Raw genomic sequence first — 21,870 nt, forward strand, 5'->3', positions numbered from 1 at the left:
TAACTAACTAACTAACTAACTAACTAACTAACTAACTAACTAACTAACTAACTAACTAACTAACTAACTAACTAACTAACTGAATTGATTGTAAATAATTAGGTCCTGCAAATTCATATTTTTCATTCCCCTAAAAATCACGTAAATCGTTCTCATAAACGAGCGTTTGTGAGAATGATTTGAAAAACAACATCGCTCATCGACTTTATTGACTTCTTGGTTCTCACAAACCCATCTTGAAACCAATTTCTCATTTAAGTAATATTTAATGAGTTTTGATAATTTCTGAGTGATTATGCAAATAGGATACGCACGGGTTTCTACTAAAGATCAAGAATTGGACTTACAAATTAATGCACTTAATCACATTGGCTGCGAAAAAATCTACCAAGACCAGAAAAGTGGTTCAAATGCAGCCTTACGTGAAGGCTTACAGTCGGCATTGAATGATCTTCGTTTGGGTGATTGCTTTGTGGTTTGGAAGTTGGACCGATTAGGCCGAAACGTCAAAGATCTGATCATTATGGTGGAGCAGTTGGAACAGCGTGGGATCCACTTTAAAAGTTTAACTGATTCGAACCACCGACCCCTACCGCCGATCTGTTATGAGGAGTAGGTAGTGCGCTAACTGACTAACATCGTGGTTATTTTTAATTTTATAAGGGATTTTATAGTATAGAAATGGTACACCTAAGTGGATTTGTCTAGTTTCTTAGAGAACGACCCCTACCGCCTGCCTTTCATAAGAGTCGGTAGTGCGCTAACTGAGTAACGTTATAGTTATTTTTGAATTTATGAAATATTGAAGAATAAATAGGATATTAATAATAGATGGTACAACCGAGTGGATTCGAACCACCGACCCCTACCATGTCAAGGTAGTGCTCTAACCAACTGAGCTACGGTTGTATTGTCTTTTTCATCCATATTCAATTGGTTAAAAAGAGTTGGTAGTGCTTCTCTTTAATTTATCAACTGAGCTACGGTTGTATTGCATTTCTCATATAGAGTCTTACGATGTTTCATCCCCAAAGAGATGGTACAACCGAGTGGATTCGAACCACCGACCCCTACCATGTCAAGGTAGTGCTCTAACCAACTGAGCTACGGTTGTATTGTCTTTTTCATCCATATTCAATTGGTTAAAAAGAGTTGGTAGTGCTTCTCTTTAATTTATCAACTGAGTTACGGTTGTATTGTTTTGTCTAATACTTATAAGGGTTATAACTATCTACCCCTACCGCCATTCTGTCATCAAGAGAGGGTAGTGCTATTCTCTTTTTAACAACTTAGCTAGGCTTGTATTAATTATGACTACATCAGTTAACATCGATTCTTACGATGTTTCATCCTCAAAGAGATGGTACAACCGAGTGGATTCGAACCACCGACCCCCACCATGTCAAGGTGGTGCTCTAACCAACTGAGCTACGGTTGTATTGTCTTTTACTCCCATATTCAATTGTTTATTAAGAAAGTAGGTGGTGCATCTCTTTACTTTATCAACTGAACTAGGGTTGTATTGTATTTTTCTTATTGCTTTGTTCTTTAGGTTTCCCTTTGGAACGAGCGCTATATTAAGGTTGATATAGCACTCATGGCAAGAAAAAAATGCTTTTTTTGTGTTAAACGCTGTTTTGCTGCACAAGTTGACGTAGAACTAGGCAAAACTAAGCCGTCATTGTCAGTAAAGGGCTGAGAAACAGAAAAATTAGTTATGTTCTAACATTTGTGCTTTTAGAGGATTACGTTGGATATAGCGCAATCGCACACCAAATAACCCCGCTGCGGCGGTTAACCCTGCAATCAGGCCAATCCAAAAGCCGTGAGCGCCCATAGCAGGAACAATGATATTGGTGCGAGCGAGCACAAAGCCAAGTAACATGCCAATCAACCAATAAGATACAAGAGTAATATATAAGGCACTCTTGGTGTCCTTATAGCCTCTCAATGCCCCTGCGGCAACAACTTGAATAGAATCTGATAGTTGATATAGTGCTGCAAGTAACATCAAGCTACCCGCTAAGCTAATAACTTCGGGATTTTTATTATACAGCAATGCAATATTTTGCCGAAAGGCGATGGTGATAGCTGCGGTGATCATGGCTAAAGAAAAAGAGATGAGCAATGCCAGTTTTGTCACTAACGCCGATAAATGGGCTTTGTCTTGTCCTAGGTAATAGCCGACACGAATCGATGCGGCAATACCAATGGACAGTGGCAACATAAAAACGATGGATGAAAAGTTGAGCGCGATTTGATGCCCAGCAACAATATTGGCACCTAATGGCGCTAAGAGCAATGCAATGACTGCAAACAAACTGACTTCAAAAAACAGGGCCATAGCGATGGGAAAACCATGCTTGCTCATTTGCAAAATGGTTTGAATGTTGGGACGATGTAACGTATTAAAGACTCGAATGTCTTTGAATTTACGGTCTAGCTGCATATAAACAAGCATGGCAATAAACATGGCCCAAAACACTAAGGCGGTAGCGATGCCACAACCCGCTCCGCCCATAGCTGGCATGCCAAGGTGGCCATAAATAAAAATGTAGTTGGCTGGAATATTCACGGCTAACCCGACAAAGCCGATGACCATAGTGGGTAAAGTATGGGATATGCCTTCGCTGCAGCCTCTAAGCACTTGATAAAGTATAAAGGCAGGTACGCCCCAAATGAGCCCATTGATATATTGAACACTGACTTTCATTAAGTCAGGTTCAAGGTGCATTTGATTAAAGACCAGCTCTGAAAGGGAAAGAAACAGGATCACGCCTATACAGCCAATGAGGGCAATATAAATGGCTTGAAAAGCAAGAGGCTGTATTTTTGCTTCTTCGTTTGAGCCATGTAAATGGGCGAAAACGGGCGTGAAAGCCATTAAGAGTCCTTGAACAAAAAGCACCGCAGGTAACCATAAACTCATACCAATGGCGACGGCAGCCATATCCAGAGCACTGACACTGCCTGCCATGACAGTATCGATAAATCCCATCATGGTTTGAGTGACTTGGGCGATAAGAACAGGAAGTGCGAGTTGTATTAAGCGTTTGGCTTGAAAGCCGGAATGTTCCATGAAGCTGCCTTAAACGAAGTTGACGCTAAAAAAATCTACCGTTACCGTCACTGGAATTTTTTATCATGGTGATAATGGCCTGATTATTATTTTTTAAAATCAATATATAGGCTGATCCTGGCGTGTTGTTGGAACGATAAATGCTTATTTGTGATGATATTTACATCAAATTATAATGTGTTTTGAATAAGAAGGGAAGTAAACTAATTTATTGAAATAAAAATGTTATTTTTGTTTTAATAATGTTTTCAAGAATAAAACATTATTTTTCTTTGGGTGCGTGCTCATGTTTAAAAATACTATTAAGTTTATAATGGAGTATCACGGGTATAAATTGAGCTTGGATCAGGATTATTGTGTGTGATTAGCGTAAAATGGCGTTGAAAATGAATACAGTTAATGGGGGCAGTAATGTTTACGGGGATTGTTCAAGCAAAGTGTGAAGTGGTGGCTATTCATCGCCAAACGGGATTAAATACTTACGAAATTGCGATGGATGAGTCGCTTAGAGAAGGGCTAAAAATTGGCGCGAGTGTCGCGACAAATGGCGTTTGTTTGACCGTTACAAAGCAAACGAGTTCTCATGTTTTTTTTGATGTAATGGAAGAAACCCTCAATTTAACCAATTTAGCCCCATTACAAGTCGGTGATTGGGTTAATATAGAGCGATCATTAACGTTTGGCAGTGAAATTGGTGGCCATATTCTTTCTGGTCATGTGCACACGCAAGCGGTGATAAGTGAAGTGAGCCATACAAATAGTCACTATGATCTCAGGTTAACGGTTGATCCAAAATGGATGAACTACATTCTTTATAAAGGGTTTGTGGGGGTAAATGGTTGTAGTTTAACGGTCGGTGAAGTGACTGATGAGAGTTTTATGTTGCACTTAATTCCAGAAACATTGCGTTTAACGAATTTAGAGCAGTATAAAGCGGGCGATAAATTAAATATCGAAATAGACAGCCAAACCCAAGCCATTGTCGATACGGTTGAGCGTGTGCTAGCTAAACGCTTTGGTTAAGTAAAGCGGGCTTTTAACCATTAGTTGTTCATGTGTTGAACATTACTTGAGTGTTATTTGCCCCTTACAACTCAGTTTATCGACGTTCAATAGAGTTGCTCGTTGTCAGAGTCCACAAAGAGCTCAATTTTTTTTTGGTACTCGTCAAGGTGAAGGCGCAGATGCATAGGGTTACAGCATATACGGCAATCATCATAGTATTCTTGGTCGCCTGCGCTGGCATCGATGTCAATCGTTTGGTGATGCCCACAATGTGGGCAACTGATCGTTTTAGTGTGATACAACATAATTCATACCTCAAACGTTGTGATGTGTTGATATTACAAATTAATCAATCTTTTCCGCTCCTTTAAAGCCTGTTGCACTGCGTCCACCGTCGACGGCAATAATTTGTCCTGAAATGTAAGCTGCTTTTGCTAAAAAGCACACTAAGTTAGCAATATCCTCACTGTGTCCCAGTCTCGCTAGCGGAATGGCTTGAATAATTTCAGATTGGACATCTGTGTCACTATTATGTGGCCATAAAATAGCCCCTGGAGCGATACCATTAACGCGAACGTTGGGGCCCATTTCTTGTGCTAACGAAAGGGTGGCCATTTCAAGCCCTGCCTTAGATATAGAGTATAGTCCATGATGCTTCAAAGGTCGCTTAGCATGGATATCCAGTAAGTTGATCACTGAGCCTTGATGTTGTTTGAGAAGCGGAAATAATCCTTGAGCGAGTAAATAAGGAGCAATGAGATTAGTGGCTAATGTCGTTTGGCATTGGGTAAATGTGGTGTGTTCAAATGTCGATGGTGAAAATACAGAGGCGTTATTCACCAGTAATGCGAGAGGCAGTTGTTTATTACTTATGGTCTCGATAAGGTAAGCAATGTCAGCGTCATTATCAAGATTCGCTTGCAGGCATAGCGCTGAATCCGAACGTTTTTTATTTAATGCATTGGCTAATGTTTGTGCTTCATCACTGGATTGTCCATAGTGAATGATAATATTATAGCCTTCTTGGTGCAGCTGCCGACTAATGGCGTGACCAATACGCTTGGCTGCACCTGTGACTAATGCCCATTTTTCCATGTGTTTCACTTTGAAGATAAATAAAATGGCATTCAGTTTATCATTTTGTTGAGAGACAACCCTAAACGTTATTTTACTTTTATTTGTGTGGGTTGATTGGCCAGTGAGGGCCTTGATGTCTCAATATCGAGTAATGTTTTTTGTGTTTCTTCAATGAGGCGATTCATTTGTTCATTTAAGCTGGTTTCAATTTCTTGATTTAATGCGGCAGTATCAAAAATGAGCTTATCGTTTACGGGGGCTGGGGAAGGCGTGTCAGGTTGAACTAGAGCGCCTGCGAGGATCCATGCTTTCATCATAATCGACTCCATAGTTATAGCGATTTGTCTGGATAAAATGCCTCATATCAATTGGCGTTATGGTAATGTTTTTTCGTGACAATGCAGTGACATATTTTAGGCAAGTGTATGACAATTGATTAGAGAAGAAACGCTAGAAAAAAACGAAAAATGCAAAGCTAAGGCGACAAATTGAAAGGAGATCTGTTTGCCATTTTATTTCATTTAAACATGGCGATGTTAGTCTTGCTATTACCGCTTGTTCCCCTTAGTATTACTGCTTTTGCACTATCTTACATTCGACTCCTGTACTGTTGGTTTGTTTAATAGTGTTGATATTCATAATTAATTTAAGATAAACCCAAGTGGTCCTACGTGGGGATCACCACTGGATAAGGAATTTTCATGCCTGTAATTACCCTTCCTGATGGCAGCAAACGTGAGTTTGACGCGCCTGTTTCAACCCTTGATGTCGCAGCGGATATTGGCCCAGGTTTAGCCAAAGCGTGTATTGCTGGCCGTGTGAACGGTGAGCTTAAAGATGCATGCGATATGATAGCTGAGGATTCAACTCTGGCTATCATTACGGCAAAAGATGAAGAAGGCGTTGAAATATTACGTCACTCTTGTGCTCATCTACTGGGCCATGCCATTAAGCAATTGTTTCCTGAAACCAAAATGGCGATTGGTCCTGTTATTGATAATGGCTTCTATTATGATATTGATCTTGATCATAAGCTGACACAGGAAGATATTGATGCGCTGCAAAAGCGCATGATGGAACTGGCTAAAACCAACTATAAAGTTGAAAAGCGTGTGGGTAGCTGGCAAGTGGCCAGAGATACGTTTGAAGCCCGTGGTGAAACGTACAAAATGGCGATCCTTGATGAAAATATCAGTCAAGATGATACGCCAGCTTTATACCATCATGAAGAATATGTGGATATGTGTCGCGGCCCACATGTGCCCAATATGAAGTTTTGCCAGCACTTTAAGTTAATGAGTGTGGCGGGTGCTTATTGGCGCGGTAATTCAGACAATAAAATGTTGCAGCGTGTGTATGGTACGGCTTGGGCTGATAAAAAAGCATTGAAAGTGCATTTGAATCGTCTCGAAGAAGCGGCAAAACGCGATCACCGGAAAATTGGTAAGCAATTAGATTTATACCATATGCAAGAAGAAGCACCGGGTATGGTGTTTTGGCATAACGATGGCTGGAGCTTATTTTTAGAACTTGAGAAGTTTATTCGTCAAAAACTGGGTCAATACACTTACCAAGAAGTGAAAGGTCCGTTGATGATGGACAGAAGTTTATGGGAGCGCAGTGGCCATTGGGATAAATACGCTGATGCCATGTTTACGACTCATTCTGAGCACCGTGAATACGCCATTAAGCCGATGAACTGCCCAGGCCATGTGCAAATATTTAATCAGGGCTTGAAATCATACCGTGATTTACCGCTGCGTATGGCGGAATTTGGTTGCTGTCATCGTAATGAGCCTTCAGGCGCACTGCATGGCTTAATGCGCGTACGGGGCTTTACTCAAGATGATGCCCATGTTTTTTGTACTGAAGATCAAGTACAGCAAGAAGTTAGCGCGTGTATTCAAATGGTCTATGACACTTATGAAACCTTTGGTTTTAAAAATATTGTTGTCAAATTATCCACGCGTCCAGACAAGCGTATTGGTGATGATGCCATGTGGGATCGAGCCGAAGAGGCGCTGAAACAGGCACTAACGGCTAATGACATTGACTATGACATTTTACCCGGTGAAGGGGCGTTTTATGGGCCTAAAATTGAATTCACTCTTCATGACTGTTTAGACAGAGCGTGGCAGTGTGGTACCGTGCAGCTCGATTATGCATTACCGGGCCGTTTAGGGGCAACGTATGTTGCCGAAGATAACAGCCGTCAAACACCTGTTATGATCCATCGTGCTATTTTAGGATCTCTGGAGCGTTTCTTAGGTATTTTGATTGAAGAGTATGCGGGTAAATTTCCCACTTGGTTAGCGCCACAGCAAGTGGTTGTGATGAATATTACCGATAAACAGTCACAATATGTGGATGAAGTGGTGAATTTATTCAAAGAACATGGAATTAGAGCCACTAAAGACTTGAGAAATGAGAAGATAGGCTTTAAAATACGCGAGCACACCTTAAGGCGTGTTCCTTATTTATTGGTCGTAGGCGATCAAGAATTAGAAAATAAGGAAGTTGCGGTGCGAACCCGAGATGGTGTTGATTTAGGTAAAATGCATATCGAAACCTTTGCAGCCAAGATCAGCGAACAGATTTCGCTCCGTAGTCTCAATTTGTTGGAGGATTAGGTCATAAAGATCAAAAAAACAGCAGGGCGTCAGGCGGCCCCGAACAGAATTAACGAACTCATCACTGGTGTTTCAGAAGTCCGTTTAAACGGCCTTGATGGTGAGCCATTAGGTATCATGAGTATTAGAGAAGCTCAAGAAGTCGCTGATGAAGCCGGTGTAGACCTGGTTGAAATTAGTCCTAACGCTGAGCCGCCTGTATGTCGTATCATGGACTACGGAAAGTTTCTTTTTGATAAAGCGAAAGCACAAAAAGAACAAAAGAAGAAGCAGAAACAGATACAGGTGAAGGAAATTAAATTCCGTCCCGGTACTGATGAAAATGACTATCAGGTAAAACTACGCAACCTGAAGCGTTTTCTAGATGACGGCGACAAAGCGAAAGTTACGCTGCGTTTCCGTGGTCGTGAGATGGCTCACCAAAACCTAGGTATGGATCTATTGAACCGTATCAAAGTGGATTTGGAAGAGTTAGCAGTGGTCGAGTCTTTCCCGAAAATGGAAGGCCGACAAGCTGTTATGGTTCTCGCGCCGAAAAAGAAATAGTAAGGCAACCAGAAAAGTAGCAAGGATCTTTTAAGATTTTTGCTCGCCTTGCGTTTTATTAATGTCCCAATGCGGAGTTTTAGCAATGCCTAAAATGAAAACTGACAAGGGTGTACAAAAGCGTTTTAAGAAAACCGCTAATGGTTTCAAGCGCAAGCAAGCCCATTTACGTCATATTTTGACCAAGAAGAGCACTAAGCGTAAACGTCACTTACGTGCAAAATGTCAAGTAGCTAAGTCTGATGTGCCAGCAATCGCACGTCAACTACCATACGCTTAATTAAAGGAGCAATGAACAATGCCTAGAGTTAAGCGTGGTGTAACCGCTCGTGCTCGTCACAAGAAAGTACTTAAATTAGCCAAAGGTTATTACGGAGCTCGCTCACGTACTTACCGCGTTGCAGTTCAAGCTGTAACGAAAGCTGGTCAATATGCTTACCGTGACCGTCGTCAAAAGAAACGTCAATTCCGTCAACTTTGGATTGCACGTATCAATGCGGCTTCTCGTCAAAATGGTCTATCTTACAGCCGTTTTATCAACGGTCTTAAGAAAGCCTCTATCGAAATCGATCGTAAGATCCTTGCCGATATCGCTGTTTTCGACAAAGTTGTTTTCACAACTTTAGTTGAAAAAGCAAAAGAAGCATTAGCTAAATAAGTTAATTCGACTTGTTAAAAAAGGAGCCTTAGGGCTCCTTTTTTTATGGTTTTGGAATAGAGAATAGGTGTTTTAAATGGATCTGTTATTAAGCTGTTTAGTGGTCAATCATCTTTTGCTCGCTATTGCTATCATCTTGCTCTCAAATAGTCCTGAGGGATTAGCGCTTCTACCTATTTTTATTATGTGGCTTGGCTTTGAACTTTTTGTGATATTGGGTTGTTTTATTCTTTTTTTAAAAGCGCGATATATCGGAAAGAAGCGATTGTGGCTGGTAGCTTTGTTGACTTTTGGTTTACTCTATGGACAGCTCGTTTGCGAATAGCGTTTCTATTGAGAGGTGAAGGATAATTTACAAAGATTAAAATAAGTTCATCAAGCGTGTATTCAGACAGTGTAATCAATGATAGCGCTAGAAGTCATCATGTTGAATGGCTAATTTAATCAACCTAGGAGACTAGTGAGTAGATGAACATCTCTTTGAATGCGATTTTTTTTGAAAAAATAGGCCATAAATTGCTGATCCCTTTTGTGTTGTTATTATCAGCTTGTGCCACAACGGCATCGACGCAAACTGCGCTTAATAAAACCTATCAAGGAAAATCAATTGTTCAGCTTGTTGATAAAATAGGCTCTCCGCAGAAGCAGAGCATTTTGGGTCAAGGGGAAAAGCAATATCATTGGTTGTTCACTGAAACGATTCAAGTGCCTGCAACCAGTATTCATAATGGTCCACCGATAATGGAGGGCAGTGATGACGAAATTGATAGGGTGTCGAGTGTTCCTTCACAGCGAATTTGTCAGTTGTCTGTGGTAATCGACAAGAATGGTACTATTCAAAATATTGTGATCCAAGAAGATACTTTAGGGACAGAGGCATTTCATCTTTCTATGTGTGAGCAAGTCCTAGAGTAAAGGCAAACGAAAATTTGTCGCTTGCCTTCTGTTCATGGTCATTGCCCGTTAATGTTATTTCTCTTGTATAAAGTTGAGTAAAGCGGGCATGAATCGTTCAAAGGCTTGTATATGAGGCAGATGTCCAACATTATCCAGTTCGACTAACGTGGCGTTAGGGATCACCTTGGCGGTTTTTTTACCTAAAGCGGCATAGTTACCCATGGTTTTTGCAATTTTTGGTGTGATCCTTTCTTTTCCGTGGGCAGTTTTATCACTTTGGCCAATGATCAAAAGGGTGGGCATGGTCAAGTTTTTAAATTCATAAACAACCGGTTGAGTATAAAGCATGTCGTAGGTGAGTGCGGAATTCCATGCATATCTTGGATAGTCTGGGCTGTCCATAAAACTGGTAATAATATCAACGTAAGGCTGATATTCTGGCTTCCAATGACCTTGATAGTAGTTATTGATTTGGTATTTTTTGATTTTTTCTGGTGTTTTAGCCAGCTCAATCTTATACCAATAATCGACGCCACCTTGGGGATATGGAACGACAGTCTTCCAGTCCTCTAACCCTAATGGGTTTTCTAGAATGAGTTTGGTCGTGGTGTTGGGGTACATGAGTGCAAAGCGTGTGGCGAGCATTCCGCCTAAAGAGTGGCCCAGTACCATGGTTTTTTTGATGTGTAAGGTATCGAGTAAGGTTTTGGTATTCTGCGCTAATTGCTGAAAGGTATATTGAAAGTGGGCGGGTTTTGAGGATTTACCAAAGCCAATTTGATCTGGCACTAGCACATTGAATCCCGCTTGGCTTAAATGCGCAATGACTTGCTTAAAATACATTCCATTAAAGTTTTTACCGTGCATGAGCAACACTGTGTGGCCATTGGGGTTATTGGCTTTAACATACATATAAGCCATTTTTAATGATTGTTGTTGAATACTTAAAGGTAAAAAATGCACAGGATAAGGGTAAGGATAACCTTCAAGATTAATGCCATATTGTGCATTGTTTAATGTCATTTGGGTTGGAGGTTGATGAGTGGATGCAAAAGTGAAAAGTGGACTTAAAGATAACAGCGTTAAGAGCATTAATGTTTTTTTCAAATATGAATATGAATATGAATAGAGTAGTGACTGTCTTGGTTGAAAACAGCGGGTGATAAAAGGGTCGCTCATTATTAATTTATCCTTCTAAGATAAAAAAGAGTTGTAAGGTGATGCTCATTAGGTTTCAACAAGCATAATACTTTCATTAAATTATCGCCAAGCACATTACGCTTTCATGGAATGAAATGCATTTATCTTTACGACTTGAATGAAGGAAGGAGTTAAAGGGAAGTCAATTTGTATGAATTTTGATCCTCACAACTTAGTATACTTGTGAGGATCTGTGGATTTAAGCTATGTTTTGCGTAGTCTTTTATCGATTAATTATAATTCTGATGGATTGAGACCGTTAACGAGCCATTGCCCTTCAGTGGCTTGATCGCTGTAATCAAGCCAAACATGGGCATGACTTTTTGCTTCTTTAGCCGCTTTTAATTTCTCATTATCAAAACTGTTAGTTGGAACATCAAAATGGAATTGGCTACCGAGTGCCTGACAAGCTTGTTCTCCTCCATCCCAAGTACCTGTACTATCAGTGACTTGCCACTGTTTATTGTGCTCATCATAGCATGCATAAGCATAATCATTACCGCAAAATTGATCGTCCCAGCGTCCATTCCCCCATTGCAGCGCACAGTGTTGACTGTCGCCGATATTGTTGGGTTCGTTGTTATCCCAGCTCCAAATGCCCGAAGCTAGACGGTTATCGCTAACGACCATATCATCAAGGTTGACGATATTGGCACCTTGTTGGAAAAAGTCTTTGACGTCAGTATCGGTAATATAATTGTCACTGCCGCCGGTAAAAATGTCGGCAATGGCCTTGTTGGTCGTTCTGTCTTCCCAAATTCGGCCGACATTGCCCAGACCTGTGTAAGCTGTATTTTTCCAATTAACTTCATTGCGACAACCGCCATCTCCCCAGAGGATCACTTTCTTACCAGCGCTAATAATATCGGCTTTGGTTAGAGTATCTGGAATAGATTGACAGCCTTGGCTTTGGTATATCCATTGGCCAATCCGATCGTTGATTTGATTGAAGGCATCGGTATGATGGCCTTCCATGTGATCTTCGATATAGAGAATAATGACTTGATCTTCACTGTCCGTACTGTTAAGCCAATTTTTGATTTCATTCAGGCCTTCAGTGAAATATTTGTCATTGAGGCTGCAAAATCCATGGCATAAGAGTAAGCGTTTAGGGTAGGAAAATAAGCTTTCCATTTTGGCTGTCCAATGAACATCAAGTTCGATAAAACGAGCTCCCATGAGTAATTGTTCATGTAGATTATGTTTTTGTTGTGGGTCGAGGTAACGGCAACCGACCGAGAAATTGCAACTTGTGTAGGACTCAGAGTTATAACTATTGTGTGTGCCTAAGATATTATTGTCTATGATAGGTGAATACACATCAAGTAAACGTTGGGAGGCGAGAGCTTGGCCTTCCCAAGCATTATTAAAATCAGTAATGCTGTTGGCGCTAGCTGTCATGCTAAGCTGACAACAGGCGAGAGTCGCGGCTGACATAAAAGTAAAAAATGAAGATTTCATTAATTTGATCCTTTATTATTTTAAGGCTATTGATGAGTGAAAATAAATTGACTCTTTATCCGCTCCTTATTGATAGCCATTCCTTGTGGATCATTGGAATGATAATGATTGACTTAGGGCTAGTTGCGTTAAAGGAGAAACACTTGGTACTAATGTAGTCATCGCTTATAAACTTACCCGAATAAATCTTTAATGTAATGACAATGTTTATTAAATGTTTTTAATGTATGATTTTTTCTAATGGAATAATGGGGAGAAGAATGATTATTTTTATTCCACACAGGTTGGCTGTGCTTAAAATGATGAAAGTTTAATGAATGAGTTGCAGCTGATAATGATGAATTTATTTAATTGTAAAGAGAAGACTATATGAAGTATTTACATAAAATGAGAGTAAAAAAGTATGGCTTATTGTGTTTAATCCTATTGTTTTCTGGATCGGCAATGGCGAATGTTGATGTAGAAAGTATTTTTAACACAATGAATGAACGGTTAACTTATATGAAAGATGTAGCGCTTTATAAAGCCCAGCATCACTTAGCCATTGAAGATGTGGCGCGAGAGAAAAAAGTATTAGCCAGTGCGACTCAAGCCGCCAGCCAGTTAGGTTTACCTGCAAATAAAGTGGATGATTTTTTTAAAGCACAAATAGCCGTAGCAAAAGCGATACAGTATCGTTACCGGGCTCAGTGGTTAGCGAGTCCTGTGTCTGGAACCCCAAAAGATTTAAACACGCAAGTCAGGCCTGCGCTCATCAAATTAGGTAAGCAGTTAAATATTGAATTGGCCGCTTATGTGAAACAAGGGGGTCAGTTTGTCACTAAACAATATCAGAGTTTCAGTGATACAATTAATGTCAAATATGTGACTGACGCAGATAAAAAGTTGCTGTTCAATGCACTGATGCAGATCACTGAATGACAATAGCGGTCAAAAAAAGCGTCAGTGCATGACAGACGCTTTTATGATGCTTCGTTAATTTAACAATAAAACTAAAGCTGCGTGCCTGCTTTCATATTACGGGTAAACTCGCCTAATTTTTCCAAAAGTTGAGTCTCATCATCTTTATATCGGGTAATGATTTTGACTACCGCGGAGCCTGAAATGGCACCTGCAGCCCCCGCGCTAATGGCATCATGTACTTGAGAGGGCTCTGCAATACCAAAGCCCAGTAATGGTGGCGGCGCATCAAACTGATTGAGTTTTTGTAAAATATCACCAATGGGCATGCCCGCTTTTGATTCCGTACCTGTCACGCCTGCACGGGATAATAAGTAGGTGTAGCCTTCCCCTTTACTGCTGACGGCTTTTAAGGTGGCTTCATCGGCATTGGGCGGCGCTATAAAAATCGGGGCGATATTGTGTGCTTTGGCCGCAGTAATGAAGGGCTGTGCTTCTTCCACTGGAACATCGGCAATCAATACTGAATCCACGCCAGCGGCTTTGGCTTTTTCATAAAAAGCATCGATGCCATTGGCAAACACAAGGTTAGCGTAAAGCAATAACCCCATCGGAATTGTTGGATATTTTTCACGGACTTTGGTGAGGATCTCAAAACACACACTGGGTGTGGTATTGGCGCTCAAAGCACGTAGGTTTGCCGCTTGAATAACGGGGCCATCGGCTAAAGGGTCGGAAAAAGGAAAGCCTAATTCTAACGCATCGGCGCCGTTTTCAATTAAGGTGTCGATAATCTTGAGTGACAATTCGGGGCTAGGATCGCCTAAGGTCACAAAGGGGACAAAGGCGCCTTGTTGCTTGGTTTTTAAGGCGGCAAAGGCGGTGTGATAACGGTTACTCATGAGAATGCTCCTTTGCTTGTTCAGCGAGTATATCGGATACGGTAAAGATATCTTTATCGCCTCGGCCAGATAAGTTGACCACTAATAAGGTCTCTTTGGTGGCCGCTTTAGCGAGTTTTAAGGTATAAGCGAGGGCGTGAGCCGACTCTAATGCGGGAATAATGCCTTCTGAGCGTGCCAGTAATTGAAAAGCGTCAAGTGCTTCATCATCGGTAGCAGATTCGTAAGTGGCACGGCCGGTTTTAGCCAAGTGAGCATGTTGTGGGCCCACAGAGGGGAAGTCCAGACCTGCTGAAATAGAGTATGACTCTTCAATTTGGCCTTCTTCATCTTGCATTAACGGCGCCTTCATACCAAAGAAAATGCCTGTTTTACCGTGTTTTAATGGCGCGCCATGCATAGGTGTATCGATGCCTTTACCCGCGGGCTCAACGCCGATTAATGCAACGGACTCCTCATCGATAAAATCAGCAAACATGCCGATGGCATTAGAACCACCACCGACACAGGCGATGACCGCATCGGGTAATCGGCCTTCTTTTTCGAGTATTTGCTGTTTCGTTTCTTCACCTATCATGCGTTGAAATTCACGGACTATGGTAGGGAAGGGGTGCGGGCCAGCGGCAGTGCCGAGTAAATAATGCGCCGTATCGTAACGGGCAGACCAGTCGCGCATGGCTTCATTACAGGCATCTTTTAATGTGGCTGAGCCAGAGGTGACAGGAATGACTTCAGCGCCCATGAGTTTCATACGAAACACATTAGGCGATTGTCTTTCAACATCTTTAGCGCCCATGTAGACTTTACATTTTAAATCTAATAACGCGCAGGCAAGTGCGGTGGCAACGCCATGTTGACCCGCGCCAGTTTCTGCGATAATTTCTTTTTTACCCATGCGTTTAGCCAGTAATGCTTGGCCTAACACTTGATTGGTTTTATGGGCACCGCCATGCAATAAATCTTCCCGTTTAAGGTAAATTTTAGCCAGCGGGTTCGGGCTTAAATTACGGGTTAAGGTGAGTGCGGTAGGGCGACCGGCATAGTTTTTAAGCAGATCGGTGAATTCTGCTTGAAAGGCTTCGTCGGCTTGAGCATCGATAAAGGCTTCCTCTAGCTGCTTGAGGGCAGGGACTAAAATTTGTGGCACGTACATACCGCCATATTCCCCAAAATAGGGGTTTAACTTGCTCATACCTTGTTCCTCATTGCATTCTGTAAACATTTGATTGTGATATTCATTATGTGCTTTGGTGTTTCAAACTTGTACTTTTTCATTAATATTGACGCAGCGTGTTAAAAACATTGGCGATTTTAATGGGATCTTTAATACCTGGGCGTTGCTCAACACCAGAATTAAAGTCTAAACCATAAAAGCCTTGCTCTGCGGCTTGCTTAGCATTATCCGGGGTCAACCCGCCTGCGAGCATGGCATTATCTCGTTGAAGCTTCGCTTTTTGCCAATCAAAGGTTTGTCCTGTTGCGCCAAATTGACCTTGAATGTGGCTGTCAAATAACAGTCGGTCGACATGTGTGGGTATCGTAACGGATAGGAGGCTGCTCGTTGCCGATACTGGTACGGCTTTCCATATTTGAGTATTCAGATCCCGTGCATTGAATGCCGCTTTTAGCTGCACAATGTCATCATCGGTTTCATTGCCGTGTAACTGTACCGCAAAAAGATTGAGTGCTTGCGCATGATCGGCGATAGTCTGTGCTTTTTCATTAACAAACACACCGACAAATTGCAGTTTGGGATCATTGGGAGTTAACTGGCCAAGGAGTTGCTCGGCTTGTTCAAATGTGAGTACTCGCGGAGATTTAGGTGCAAAAATCAGTCCGCCAAAGACAGCGCCCGCTTGAGCAACGCTGCGAATATCCTCAATACGTGTCAGGCCGCAGACTTTGTTATTGCCCAGTAATAATTGTCGGCAGGCTAAATCAATGTCTTTTTTCGCCATCAAAGAGCTGCCTACCAGAAAGCCATTGACGAGCGGGGCGAGACGTTTAACTTGTTCATGGGTATAGATGCCTGATTCGCTGATCACCACTCGATCTTTAGGAATACGTGGAGCCAGTTTTTCGGTGACGCTGAGATCGGTTGATAAATCCCGCAAATTGCGATTATTAATGCCAATAATGGGGGCGTTTAACTTGATGGCTCGCTCAAGCTCCTCTTCATTACTGACTTCTGTTAATACATCTAACTGATAACGCTTAGCTTCTGTCGCCAATTGCTGATATTGCCCATCATCAAGGACGGATAGCATGAGTAAAATGGCATCGGCGCCTTGATGGGCGGCCAGTTTGATTTGGTATGCATCGACAAAGAAGTCTTTACAGAGGACTGGCTGAGAGACGCGTGCGCGGACTTCGGGAATAAAATCCATATTGCCTTGAAAAAATTGCTCATCGGTGAGCACTGAAATACCCGCGGCATAGCGGGTGTAAACATCACTGATGGCGTCGAGATTAAAATCATCACGAATAAGCCCTTTTGACGGGCTGGCTTTTTTGCATTCTAAAATGAAGCCTGCATTGGGAGCCTTGAGTGCATCTAATAAACTACGATCCGATACTTTTGGTGAGAGTGTATTTTCGGGAAATCGCTGTTTTAAGGCGGCAATATGGGTCACTTTAGTATCGACAATTTTGGTTAATACATTACTCATTATCCTGCTTCCTTCGTGACTAAAGAGGAGTCGGTTTGGCTAGCAGTGGCTAGCTTGGTTAATAAGGCAAATGGGCGACCACTTTTTAGGGTGTCGAGTGCTAACTGTGTGCCTGCTTTGGGTGTCTGGGCAAGGCCTGCCACATACAGGGCGCACCCCGCATTGATGGCAACGGCGTGAGTGTGAGCCGTTTGCCCTTGTCCTTGTAAAATGGCTTGGGTGTAAAGGGCATTTTCACTGGGGCTGCCGCCTTTGATATCGGCTAGGTTAGCCAGCGGTATGCCAAGGGCTGTGGGCGTTAAATGATACTCGCGAATATGATTGTCTTTAAGTTCATTGACTAAGGTTTCGCCATGAACTGCGATTTCATCCAAGCCACTGCCGTGTACCACCATGGCGCGCTTGACACCAAGGGCATGGAGCACTTGTGCAATGGGTGCGACTAAATCGGGACTATAAACGCCAAGCAGCATGTAATCGGGTGCGGCAGGGTTAATGAGGGGGCCAAGTATATTAAACAGGGTTCGAGTTTTTAATGCTTTTCGAACTGGAATGGCGTGTTTGAAACCACCATGATAATGTGGCGCAAATAAAAAGCATAGCCCTAAGGTGTTTAAACACTGAGAGGCGACGTCAGGTGACATGGTCAAATTAATGCCAAATTGACTGAGTAAGTCGGACGAGCCTGTTTTGCTGGTGGCGCTACGATTACCATGTTTAGCAACATTGGCACCAGCGGCTGCGGCAACAAATGCCGCCATGGTAGAGATATTAATGGTGTCGTGACCATCGCCCCCTGTACCAACAATATCGAGAATACCTGCTGTTTTAACAGTATCATTAGGCGCTGGAAACGCTTTTGCTACGCTGCGCAGGGCATCGGCAGCACCTGTGATTTGCTCTATGGTTTCACCGTGAATTTTTAAGGCAATGAGCATAGCCGCAATGGATGCTTCATTCATATTCCCATGCATGATCTCGATAAAGAGTTGACGGGTTTCATCGCGTGTTAAAGAGTGGCCTTGATAGAGCGCTTCGAGTAAGGCTTGCTGACTCATGTCTTTGTTCATGAAGCGGTCTCCTGATGTTGAGTCGATGCGTCAGCACTGAGATAATCTAAGGTTTGCGTCAGCAGTTGACTGCCTAATGTGGTTAGAATGGACTCTGGGTGAAATTGAAAACCGACTGCCCGATGTGCTTCATGCAATATGGCCATTGGCATCGCTTGTGTGGTGGCAATGATATTTAAGCAAGCGGGAACTTGGGTTGCCACTAAACTATGATAACGGGCAACGGGCAGCGGCGAAGGTAAGCCTGTAAATATGGCTTTGCCTTGATGGAACGTTGGGCTGGCTTTGCCATGAACGACCTCGTTTGCGCGTTCGATTTTTCCGCCGTAATGTTCAATTAAGGCTTGATGGCCCAAACAGATCCCCAGCATGGGCACTTTGCCTTCAAGTAATGCGATGAGTTGCATCATGGAGCCCGCATCGACGGGCGCACCGGGACCTGGTGATAACACCAGAACACTTTGCTCATTGTCATTGAGTAATTTATCTGCGATAAATTGCGCATCGACATCATTACGGTAAATAATCACCTCATTACCTAAGGTGCGAAATTGATCCACTAAGTTGTAGGTAAAAGAGTCGAAGTTATCAAGTAAATAAATTTTCATTGTCCTGCTCCCATTTTGATTGCAGTGATCACTGCTTGGGCTTTTTGGCGAGTTTCATCGGCTTCAGCTTGTGGATCGGAGTCAAAAACCACACCAGCGCCAGCTTGAATGTGCGCTATGCCTTTTTTGACAAAAGCGGAGCGGATCACAATACAAGTATCCATGTCTCCTAACCCATTTAAGTAACCCACTGCGCCACCATAACTGCCACGGCGACTTTGCTCAACGTTGCGAATAAGTTGAGCTGCACTGACTTTAGGTGCGCCGGTTAAGGTGCCCATGTTCATGCAGGCTTGATACGCATGGAGCGCATCTAAATCTTGGCGTAATTGTCCGGTAACGCGGCTCACAAGATGCATGACATGAGAATAACGGTCGACTTTTAATAGCTCAGGTACCTTACGAGTACCGCTTTGGCTGATGCGGGCAATATCATTGCGGGCTAAATCAACCAGCATAATGTGTTCGGACAGCTCTTTTTTATCGAGCCTGAGATCCAGCTCTATTCGACTATCGAGATCGAAATCAATCTCGCCTGTTGCCGTTTTACCGCGCTTACGTGTTCCCGCAATAGGATAAATTTCCACTTGATTGGTGCTGGCCTCGTATTTAATGGCACTTTCAGGTGATGCGCCAAATAAGGTGAAATCTGGGCCGTTGACGTAAAACATATAGGGACTCGGATTAGTGAGCCTTAATGCACGATAAGCCCCTAATGGATTAGGGCATGGCAAGCTAAAACTGCGAGAGGGAACCACTTGAAAGATATCACCGTCAATAATGTGCGCTTTAAGGTCGTTCACTTGGGCTTTAAAGGCATCATCACTGACATTGACTTTTACCTCATCATGAATAGGTTTGAGCTTGGCCACTCGAGGCAATGATAGGCTGAGCTGTTGTAAAGTATTGCGTCTTTGCGTCATGGCAGCTTGCATCGCTGCGTTTTCTTTTTGACCACTGGGCGTGAACACATGAGTGATAATACTGGCCTGTTGGGTTTGATGATCCACTAATATTAAGGTTTCTGCCAGATAAAAGAGGTAATCGGGGCAAGTATTATCACTGCCTGGGACTGTTGGAAGTGGCTCAACACTGTCGATAAGATCGTAGGCTAACACGCCCCCGAGAAACAGCTGTTCAAAGGCAGGCACTTGATCACTGTGCATATGATTGATCAAGGCACGCAGTCCATCAAGGGGGGAAATAGACTTTAGCCGCGCATCTTCATCTTGCTGTTGGGTTGCTTTGGTTAATGTGACGATCAACTGCTTGTCTTGGTGTGAAATAGACTTTGTTGTACTTTGGCCATCGAAGAAACGGTGAATAGGCTCGAGTAATTGGGCGCCATTGTCTGTTAATGCGCTAAAGGATAATTGATAGTGGTCACAACGGATCATTAAGGCGCTGTGGGTCAATAACATGCTTTTAAGGTGCGCCTTGCTGTCTATTTCAGCGGACTCAAGTAACATAGTATGTGGAGCGTCATCGGTGAGATGCTGATACAAGATCAGAGGATCATCATGATAAGTAAAACTATCACTGTGTGAGGTGATATTCGCTAAGGAAGTGGGAGTCATAAATATTATCCTGCTAAATCAAAAACCTGCTAAATGAAAAATAAGTTCAGTGTCTGCATTTCAATTGATTACAATACCTTGTGTATGCTTGCCTTAACACATTGACCTTAGCTAAAAATGCAAAAAAGCCCGCAATGTGTGCGGGCTTTTTTGTTTAAAATCTTGTCTCATTCAATGAGCACAGAGTTTCACACTACCCGCTAAGTTGGGAAGTGCCACCACCAAGAAATGTGTGAAGAAACGTTAAACTGTGTCATAAGGCTCATTGTTAAATGTGAATAATAAAAAGTGTTATTTATCGCGCTAAATAACAAGCGTTGCTAAGAGCCCTATAAGAACATTTGAGTGCTTATGCTGTCAATGACTTCTTTCACTTTTTGGTATTTCTCTTGATTTCTCATCATTGCGGTGGCTTTCAATGTCAAAATTGAACACATTGCTAGCTTCTTATTTACACTTTGACATGATTTTTATGTTTAATGAACTAAGTTAATCTTTAAATTTGTTTATATTCAATATATTAGTTCTTATTATCTTGTTACATATTAACTGTTAATTAAATAAAGTTAACCTTTATACTTAAAACCTTCGATGTCCTATCTGTTTAAGTTTTACCCGCTAGTCGGGGGGAGGGGAAGTGATGTTTAATCCTGAATCTGTGATATCTCGTTTTATTGTCTCGAGTGTGATTGTTACTATGGTGATGACTTTGTCTGTTTCGGGTCGAGCCATAGCAGTCGATAATCCGGCAGAATTACCTTCAAATATTGAAATGATCAGTACCGGTATCACTCCCAGTGATTTGTTTGTGCCTCAAGCGATGGGAAGCAGTGTCTCATGGCCTGACACGCTAGGGCTTCCAGCATTAACGGCTGCGTCAACATCCCCTGTTTCTCCATTGTCATTGAGCTCAGCTATTAATGCCAAAGACGGTAGAGTGGTGACGTCACTGCAGCCACTACTCACCGCTCCAGCAGAGTTTACTGGGCCTTCATTGTTTTTTGTGGTGGCCAACTCCCCGACGCAAACCGGTGAAGAAAGTAGCATGGCTGAATCCGGTACGATTAATGATAGCCGCAGTTGGCAAGTCAATAAACCGCTTATTCAAGGCGAAACGTATTTTTGGAAGGTGATAGATTTGACCAATGGTGTGGACTCCGACTGGTTTAGCTTTTCAGTCGATATCCATCGGGGCGATTTTCAGCCCAGAGATGAGGTGGGACCGTTAACGGTGGGACTCGCATCGGGAGAGCTTGTGGCTAATTTTGTCAGCAGTGGTGTCTATAGTATGGCGGATACGATGCAATTATCATTAACGTATTCATCTGGTGAACGCAGTAATAGTTATCTATCAGAAGGTTGGAATATCGCAGGCTTGTCATCATTAGGTTATGTGCAGGCTCAGTTTGATGATGTGGATAGTGACGGGCAAGCTCATGCCATTAGCTTGATGAGTCTAGCGGGAAGTCGGTTGCGTTTTACCTTAGATGAAAAGACAAATCTATGGCAAGTAAAAACCAGTGGTGCACTTCCTTCTGGGTTGTCAGGCAGTTTATGGGTGAACACAGACAGTGATAATGTGCTCACCTCC

Annotated in this window: 22 protein-coding genes, 3 tRNA genes and 1 other annotated feature; of the genes, 10 read left to right on the top strand and 15 right to left on the bottom strand. The window is 42.4% G+C overall.

Annotated features, from left to right (window positions below):
• Positions 1 to 295 precede the first annotated feature (295 nt).
• Positions 296 to 616 carry a recombinase family protein gene (locus Q0779_RS22275; RefSeq protein ID WP_298776205.1) on the top strand — a complete coding sequence of 107 codons (321 nt, stop codon included), beginning with the start codon at positions 296 to 298 and terminating at the stop codon, positions 614 to 616.
• A gap of 216 nt (positions 617 to 832) precedes the next feature.
• On the opposite strand, the gene Q0779_RS22280 is transcribed toward Q0779_RS22275, so the two are convergent.
• The 4 genes from Q0779_RS22280 to Q0779_RS22295 form a co-directional block, all read right to left on the bottom strand.
• Positions 833 to 909 (bottom strand) — tRNA-Val (locus Q0779_RS22280).
• Between the two features lie 128 nt (positions 910 to 1,037).
• Positions 1,038 to 1,114: transfer RNA gene (locus tag Q0779_RS22285), tRNA-Val, on the bottom strand.
• 247 nt (positions 1,115 to 1,361) lie between these two features.
• Positions 1,362 to 1,438 (bottom strand) — tRNA-Val (locus Q0779_RS22290).
• 273 nt (positions 1,439 to 1,711) lie between these two features.
• Entirely contained in the window at positions 1,712 to 3,079 is a 1,368-nt protein-coding gene (locus Q0779_RS22295; protein WP_298776208.1) for an MATE family efflux transporter, read from the bottom strand.
• A gap of 411 nt (positions 3,080 to 3,490) precedes the next feature.
• On the opposite strand from Q0779_RS22295, the gene Q0779_RS22300 reads away from it, so the two are divergent.
• Complete coding sequence (locus Q0779_RS22300) at positions 3,491 to 4,102, top strand: riboflavin synthase subunit alpha (protein ID WP_298776253.1); 612 nt, start codon at positions 3,491 to 3,493, stop codon at positions 4,100 to 4,102.
• Between the two features lie 86 nt (positions 4,103 to 4,188).
• Here the strand turns inward: Q0779_RS22300 and Q0779_RS22305 are convergent, their stop codons facing one another.
• The 3 genes from Q0779_RS22305 to Q0779_RS22315 all read right to left on the bottom strand — a co-directional run bounded on the left by Q0779_RS22305 (position 4,189) and on the right by Q0779_RS22315 (position 5,478).
• Positions 4,189 to 4,389: a CPXCG motif-containing cysteine-rich protein gene (locus Q0779_RS22305; protein ID WP_298776210.1), complete on the bottom strand. Its 201-nt coding sequence runs from the start codon at positions 4,387 to 4,389 to the stop codon at positions 4,189 to 4,191.
• Positions 4,390 to 4,429: 40 nt separating this feature from the next.
• Complete coding sequence (locus Q0779_RS22310) at positions 4,430 to 5,179, bottom strand: pteridine reductase (RefSeq protein WP_298776212.1); 750 nt, start codon at positions 5,177 to 5,179, stop codon at positions 4,430 to 4,432.
• Positions 5,180 to 5,247: 68 nt separating this feature from the next.
• Complete coding sequence (locus Q0779_RS22315) at positions 5,248 to 5,478, bottom strand: hypothetical protein (protein ID WP_298776213.1); 231 nt, start codon at positions 5,476 to 5,478, stop codon at positions 5,248 to 5,250.
• Between the two features lie 384 nt (positions 5,479 to 5,862).
• On the opposite strand from Q0779_RS22315, the gene thrS reads away from it, so the two are divergent.
• The 6 genes from thrS to Q0779_RS22345 all read left to right on the top strand — a co-directional run bounded on the left by thrS (position 5,863) and on the right by Q0779_RS22345 (position 9,910).
• Entirely contained in the window at positions 5,863 to 7,791 is a 1,929-nt protein-coding gene (gene thrS / locus Q0779_RS22320; RefSeq protein WP_298776215.1) for a threonine--tRNA ligase, read from the top strand.
• Between the two features lie 3 nt (positions 7,792 to 7,794).
• Positions 7,795 to 8,337 carry a translation initiation factor IF-3 gene (infC, locus tag Q0779_RS22325; protein WP_298776254.1) on the top strand — a complete coding sequence of 181 codons (543 nt, stop codon included), beginning with the start codon at positions 7,795 to 7,797 and terminating at the stop codon, positions 8,335 to 8,337.
• Positions 8,338 to 8,422: 85 nt separating this feature from the next.
• The gene (gene rpmI, locus Q0779_RS22330) at positions 8,423 to 8,617 is read left to right on the top strand and encodes a 50S ribosomal protein L35 (protein WP_012155497.1); all 195 of its coding nucleotides are present in this window, start codon (positions 8,423 to 8,425) and stop codon (positions 8,615 to 8,617) included.
• Between the two features lie 18 nt (positions 8,618 to 8,635).
• A complete protein-coding gene (gene rplT / locus Q0779_RS22335; RefSeq protein WP_012325107.1) occupies positions 8,636 to 8,995 on the top strand; it encodes a 50S ribosomal protein L20 in 360 nt (119 codons plus the stop codon).
• Positions 8,996 to 9,071: 76 nt separating this feature from the next.
• Positions 9,072 to 9,320 (top strand): hypothetical protein, encoded by a 249-nt coding sequence (locus tag Q0779_RS22340; RefSeq protein ID WP_298776234.1) that lies wholly within the window; start codon positions 9,072 to 9,074, stop codon positions 9,318 to 9,320.
• 143 nt (positions 9,321 to 9,463) lie between these two features.
• Entirely contained in the window at positions 9,464 to 9,910 is a 447-nt protein-coding gene (locus Q0779_RS22345; protein ID WP_298776235.1) for a hypothetical protein, read from the top strand.
• A 54-nt stretch (positions 9,911 to 9,964) separates the two neighbouring features.
• Here the strand turns inward: Q0779_RS22345 and Q0779_RS22350 are convergent, their stop codons facing one another.
• Complete coding sequence (locus tag Q0779_RS22350) at positions 9,965 to 11,071, bottom strand: alpha/beta hydrolase (protein WP_298776238.1); 1,107 nt, start codon at positions 11,069 to 11,071, stop codon at positions 9,965 to 9,967.
• A 255-nt stretch (positions 11,072 to 11,326) separates the two neighbouring features.
• Positions 11,327 to 12,553, bottom strand: a complete 1,227-nt coding sequence (locus tag Q0779_RS22355; RefSeq protein WP_298776240.1) for a phosphatidylinositol-specific phospholipase C domain-containing protein — start codon at positions 12,551 to 12,553, stop codon at positions 11,327 to 11,329.
• A gap of 369 nt (positions 12,554 to 12,922) precedes the next feature.
• Here Q0779_RS22355 and Q0779_RS22360 point away from each other — a divergent pair, with 369 nt between their 5' ends.
• Complete coding sequence (locus tag Q0779_RS22360; RefSeq protein WP_298776241.1) at positions 12,923 to 13,474, top strand: chorismate mutase; 552 nt, start codon at positions 12,923 to 12,925, stop codon at positions 13,472 to 13,474.
• A gap of 71 nt (positions 13,475 to 13,545) precedes the next feature.
• Here the strand turns inward: Q0779_RS22360 and trpA are convergent, their stop codons facing one another.
• From trpA to Q0779_RS22390, 6 genes are all read right to left on the bottom strand, one after another.
• Positions 13,546 to 14,355 (bottom strand): tryptophan synthase subunit alpha, encoded by an 810-nt coding sequence (trpA, locus tag Q0779_RS22365; RefSeq protein ID WP_298776243.1) that lies wholly within the window; start codon positions 14,353 to 14,355, stop codon positions 13,546 to 13,548.
• Positions 14,348 to 15,547, bottom strand: coding sequence for a tryptophan synthase subunit beta (gene trpB / locus Q0779_RS22370; RefSeq protein ID WP_298776244.1), 1,200 nt, complete (start codon positions 15,545 to 15,547; stop codon positions 14,348 to 14,350). The genes trpA and trpB overlap by 8 nt, the downstream gene beginning before the upstream one ends.
• Positions 15,548 to 15,629: 82 nt before the next feature.
• Entirely contained in the window at positions 15,630 to 17,024 is a 1,395-nt protein-coding gene (trpCF, locus tag Q0779_RS22375; protein ID WP_298776245.1) for a bifunctional indole-3-glycerol-phosphate synthase TrpC/phosphoribosylanthranilate isomerase TrpF, read from the bottom strand.
• On the bottom strand, positions 17,024 to 18,082 hold the full coding sequence (trpD, locus tag Q0779_RS22380; protein ID WP_298776255.1) for an anthranilate phosphoribosyltransferase: 1,059 nt from the start codon (positions 18,080 to 18,082) through the stop codon (positions 17,024 to 17,026). Before trpD ends, trpCF begins: the two co-directional genes overlap by 1 nt.
• A gap of 8 nt (positions 18,083 to 18,090) precedes the next feature.
• The gene (locus Q0779_RS22385) at positions 18,091 to 18,702 is read right to left on the bottom strand and encodes an aminodeoxychorismate/anthranilate synthase component II (protein WP_298776247.1); all 612 of its coding nucleotides are present in this window, start codon (positions 18,700 to 18,702) and stop codon (positions 18,091 to 18,093) included.
• Positions 18,699 to 20,279 (bottom strand): anthranilate synthase component 1, encoded by a 1,581-nt coding sequence (locus Q0779_RS22390; protein WP_298776249.1) that lies wholly within the window; start codon positions 20,277 to 20,279, stop codon positions 18,699 to 18,701. The genes Q0779_RS22385 and Q0779_RS22390 overlap by 4 nt, the downstream gene beginning before the upstream one ends.
• Positions 20,280 to 20,398: 119 nt before the next feature.
• Positions 20,399 to 20,509 (bottom strand) — a sequence feature (Trp leader region).
• Positions 20,510 to 20,919: 410 nt separating this feature from the next.
• Here Q0779_RS22390 and Q0779_RS22395 point away from each other — a divergent pair.
• Positions 20,920 to 21,870: hypothetical protein (locus tag Q0779_RS22395; protein ID WP_298776251.1), on the top strand; the 951-nt coding region annotated here is incomplete at its 3' end.

It is taken from the genome of uncultured Shewanella sp. (assembly GCF_947491715.1).
In the GTDB taxonomy this organism is placed as follows: domain Bacteria; phylum Pseudomonadota; class Gammaproteobacteria; order Enterobacterales; family Shewanellaceae; genus Shewanella.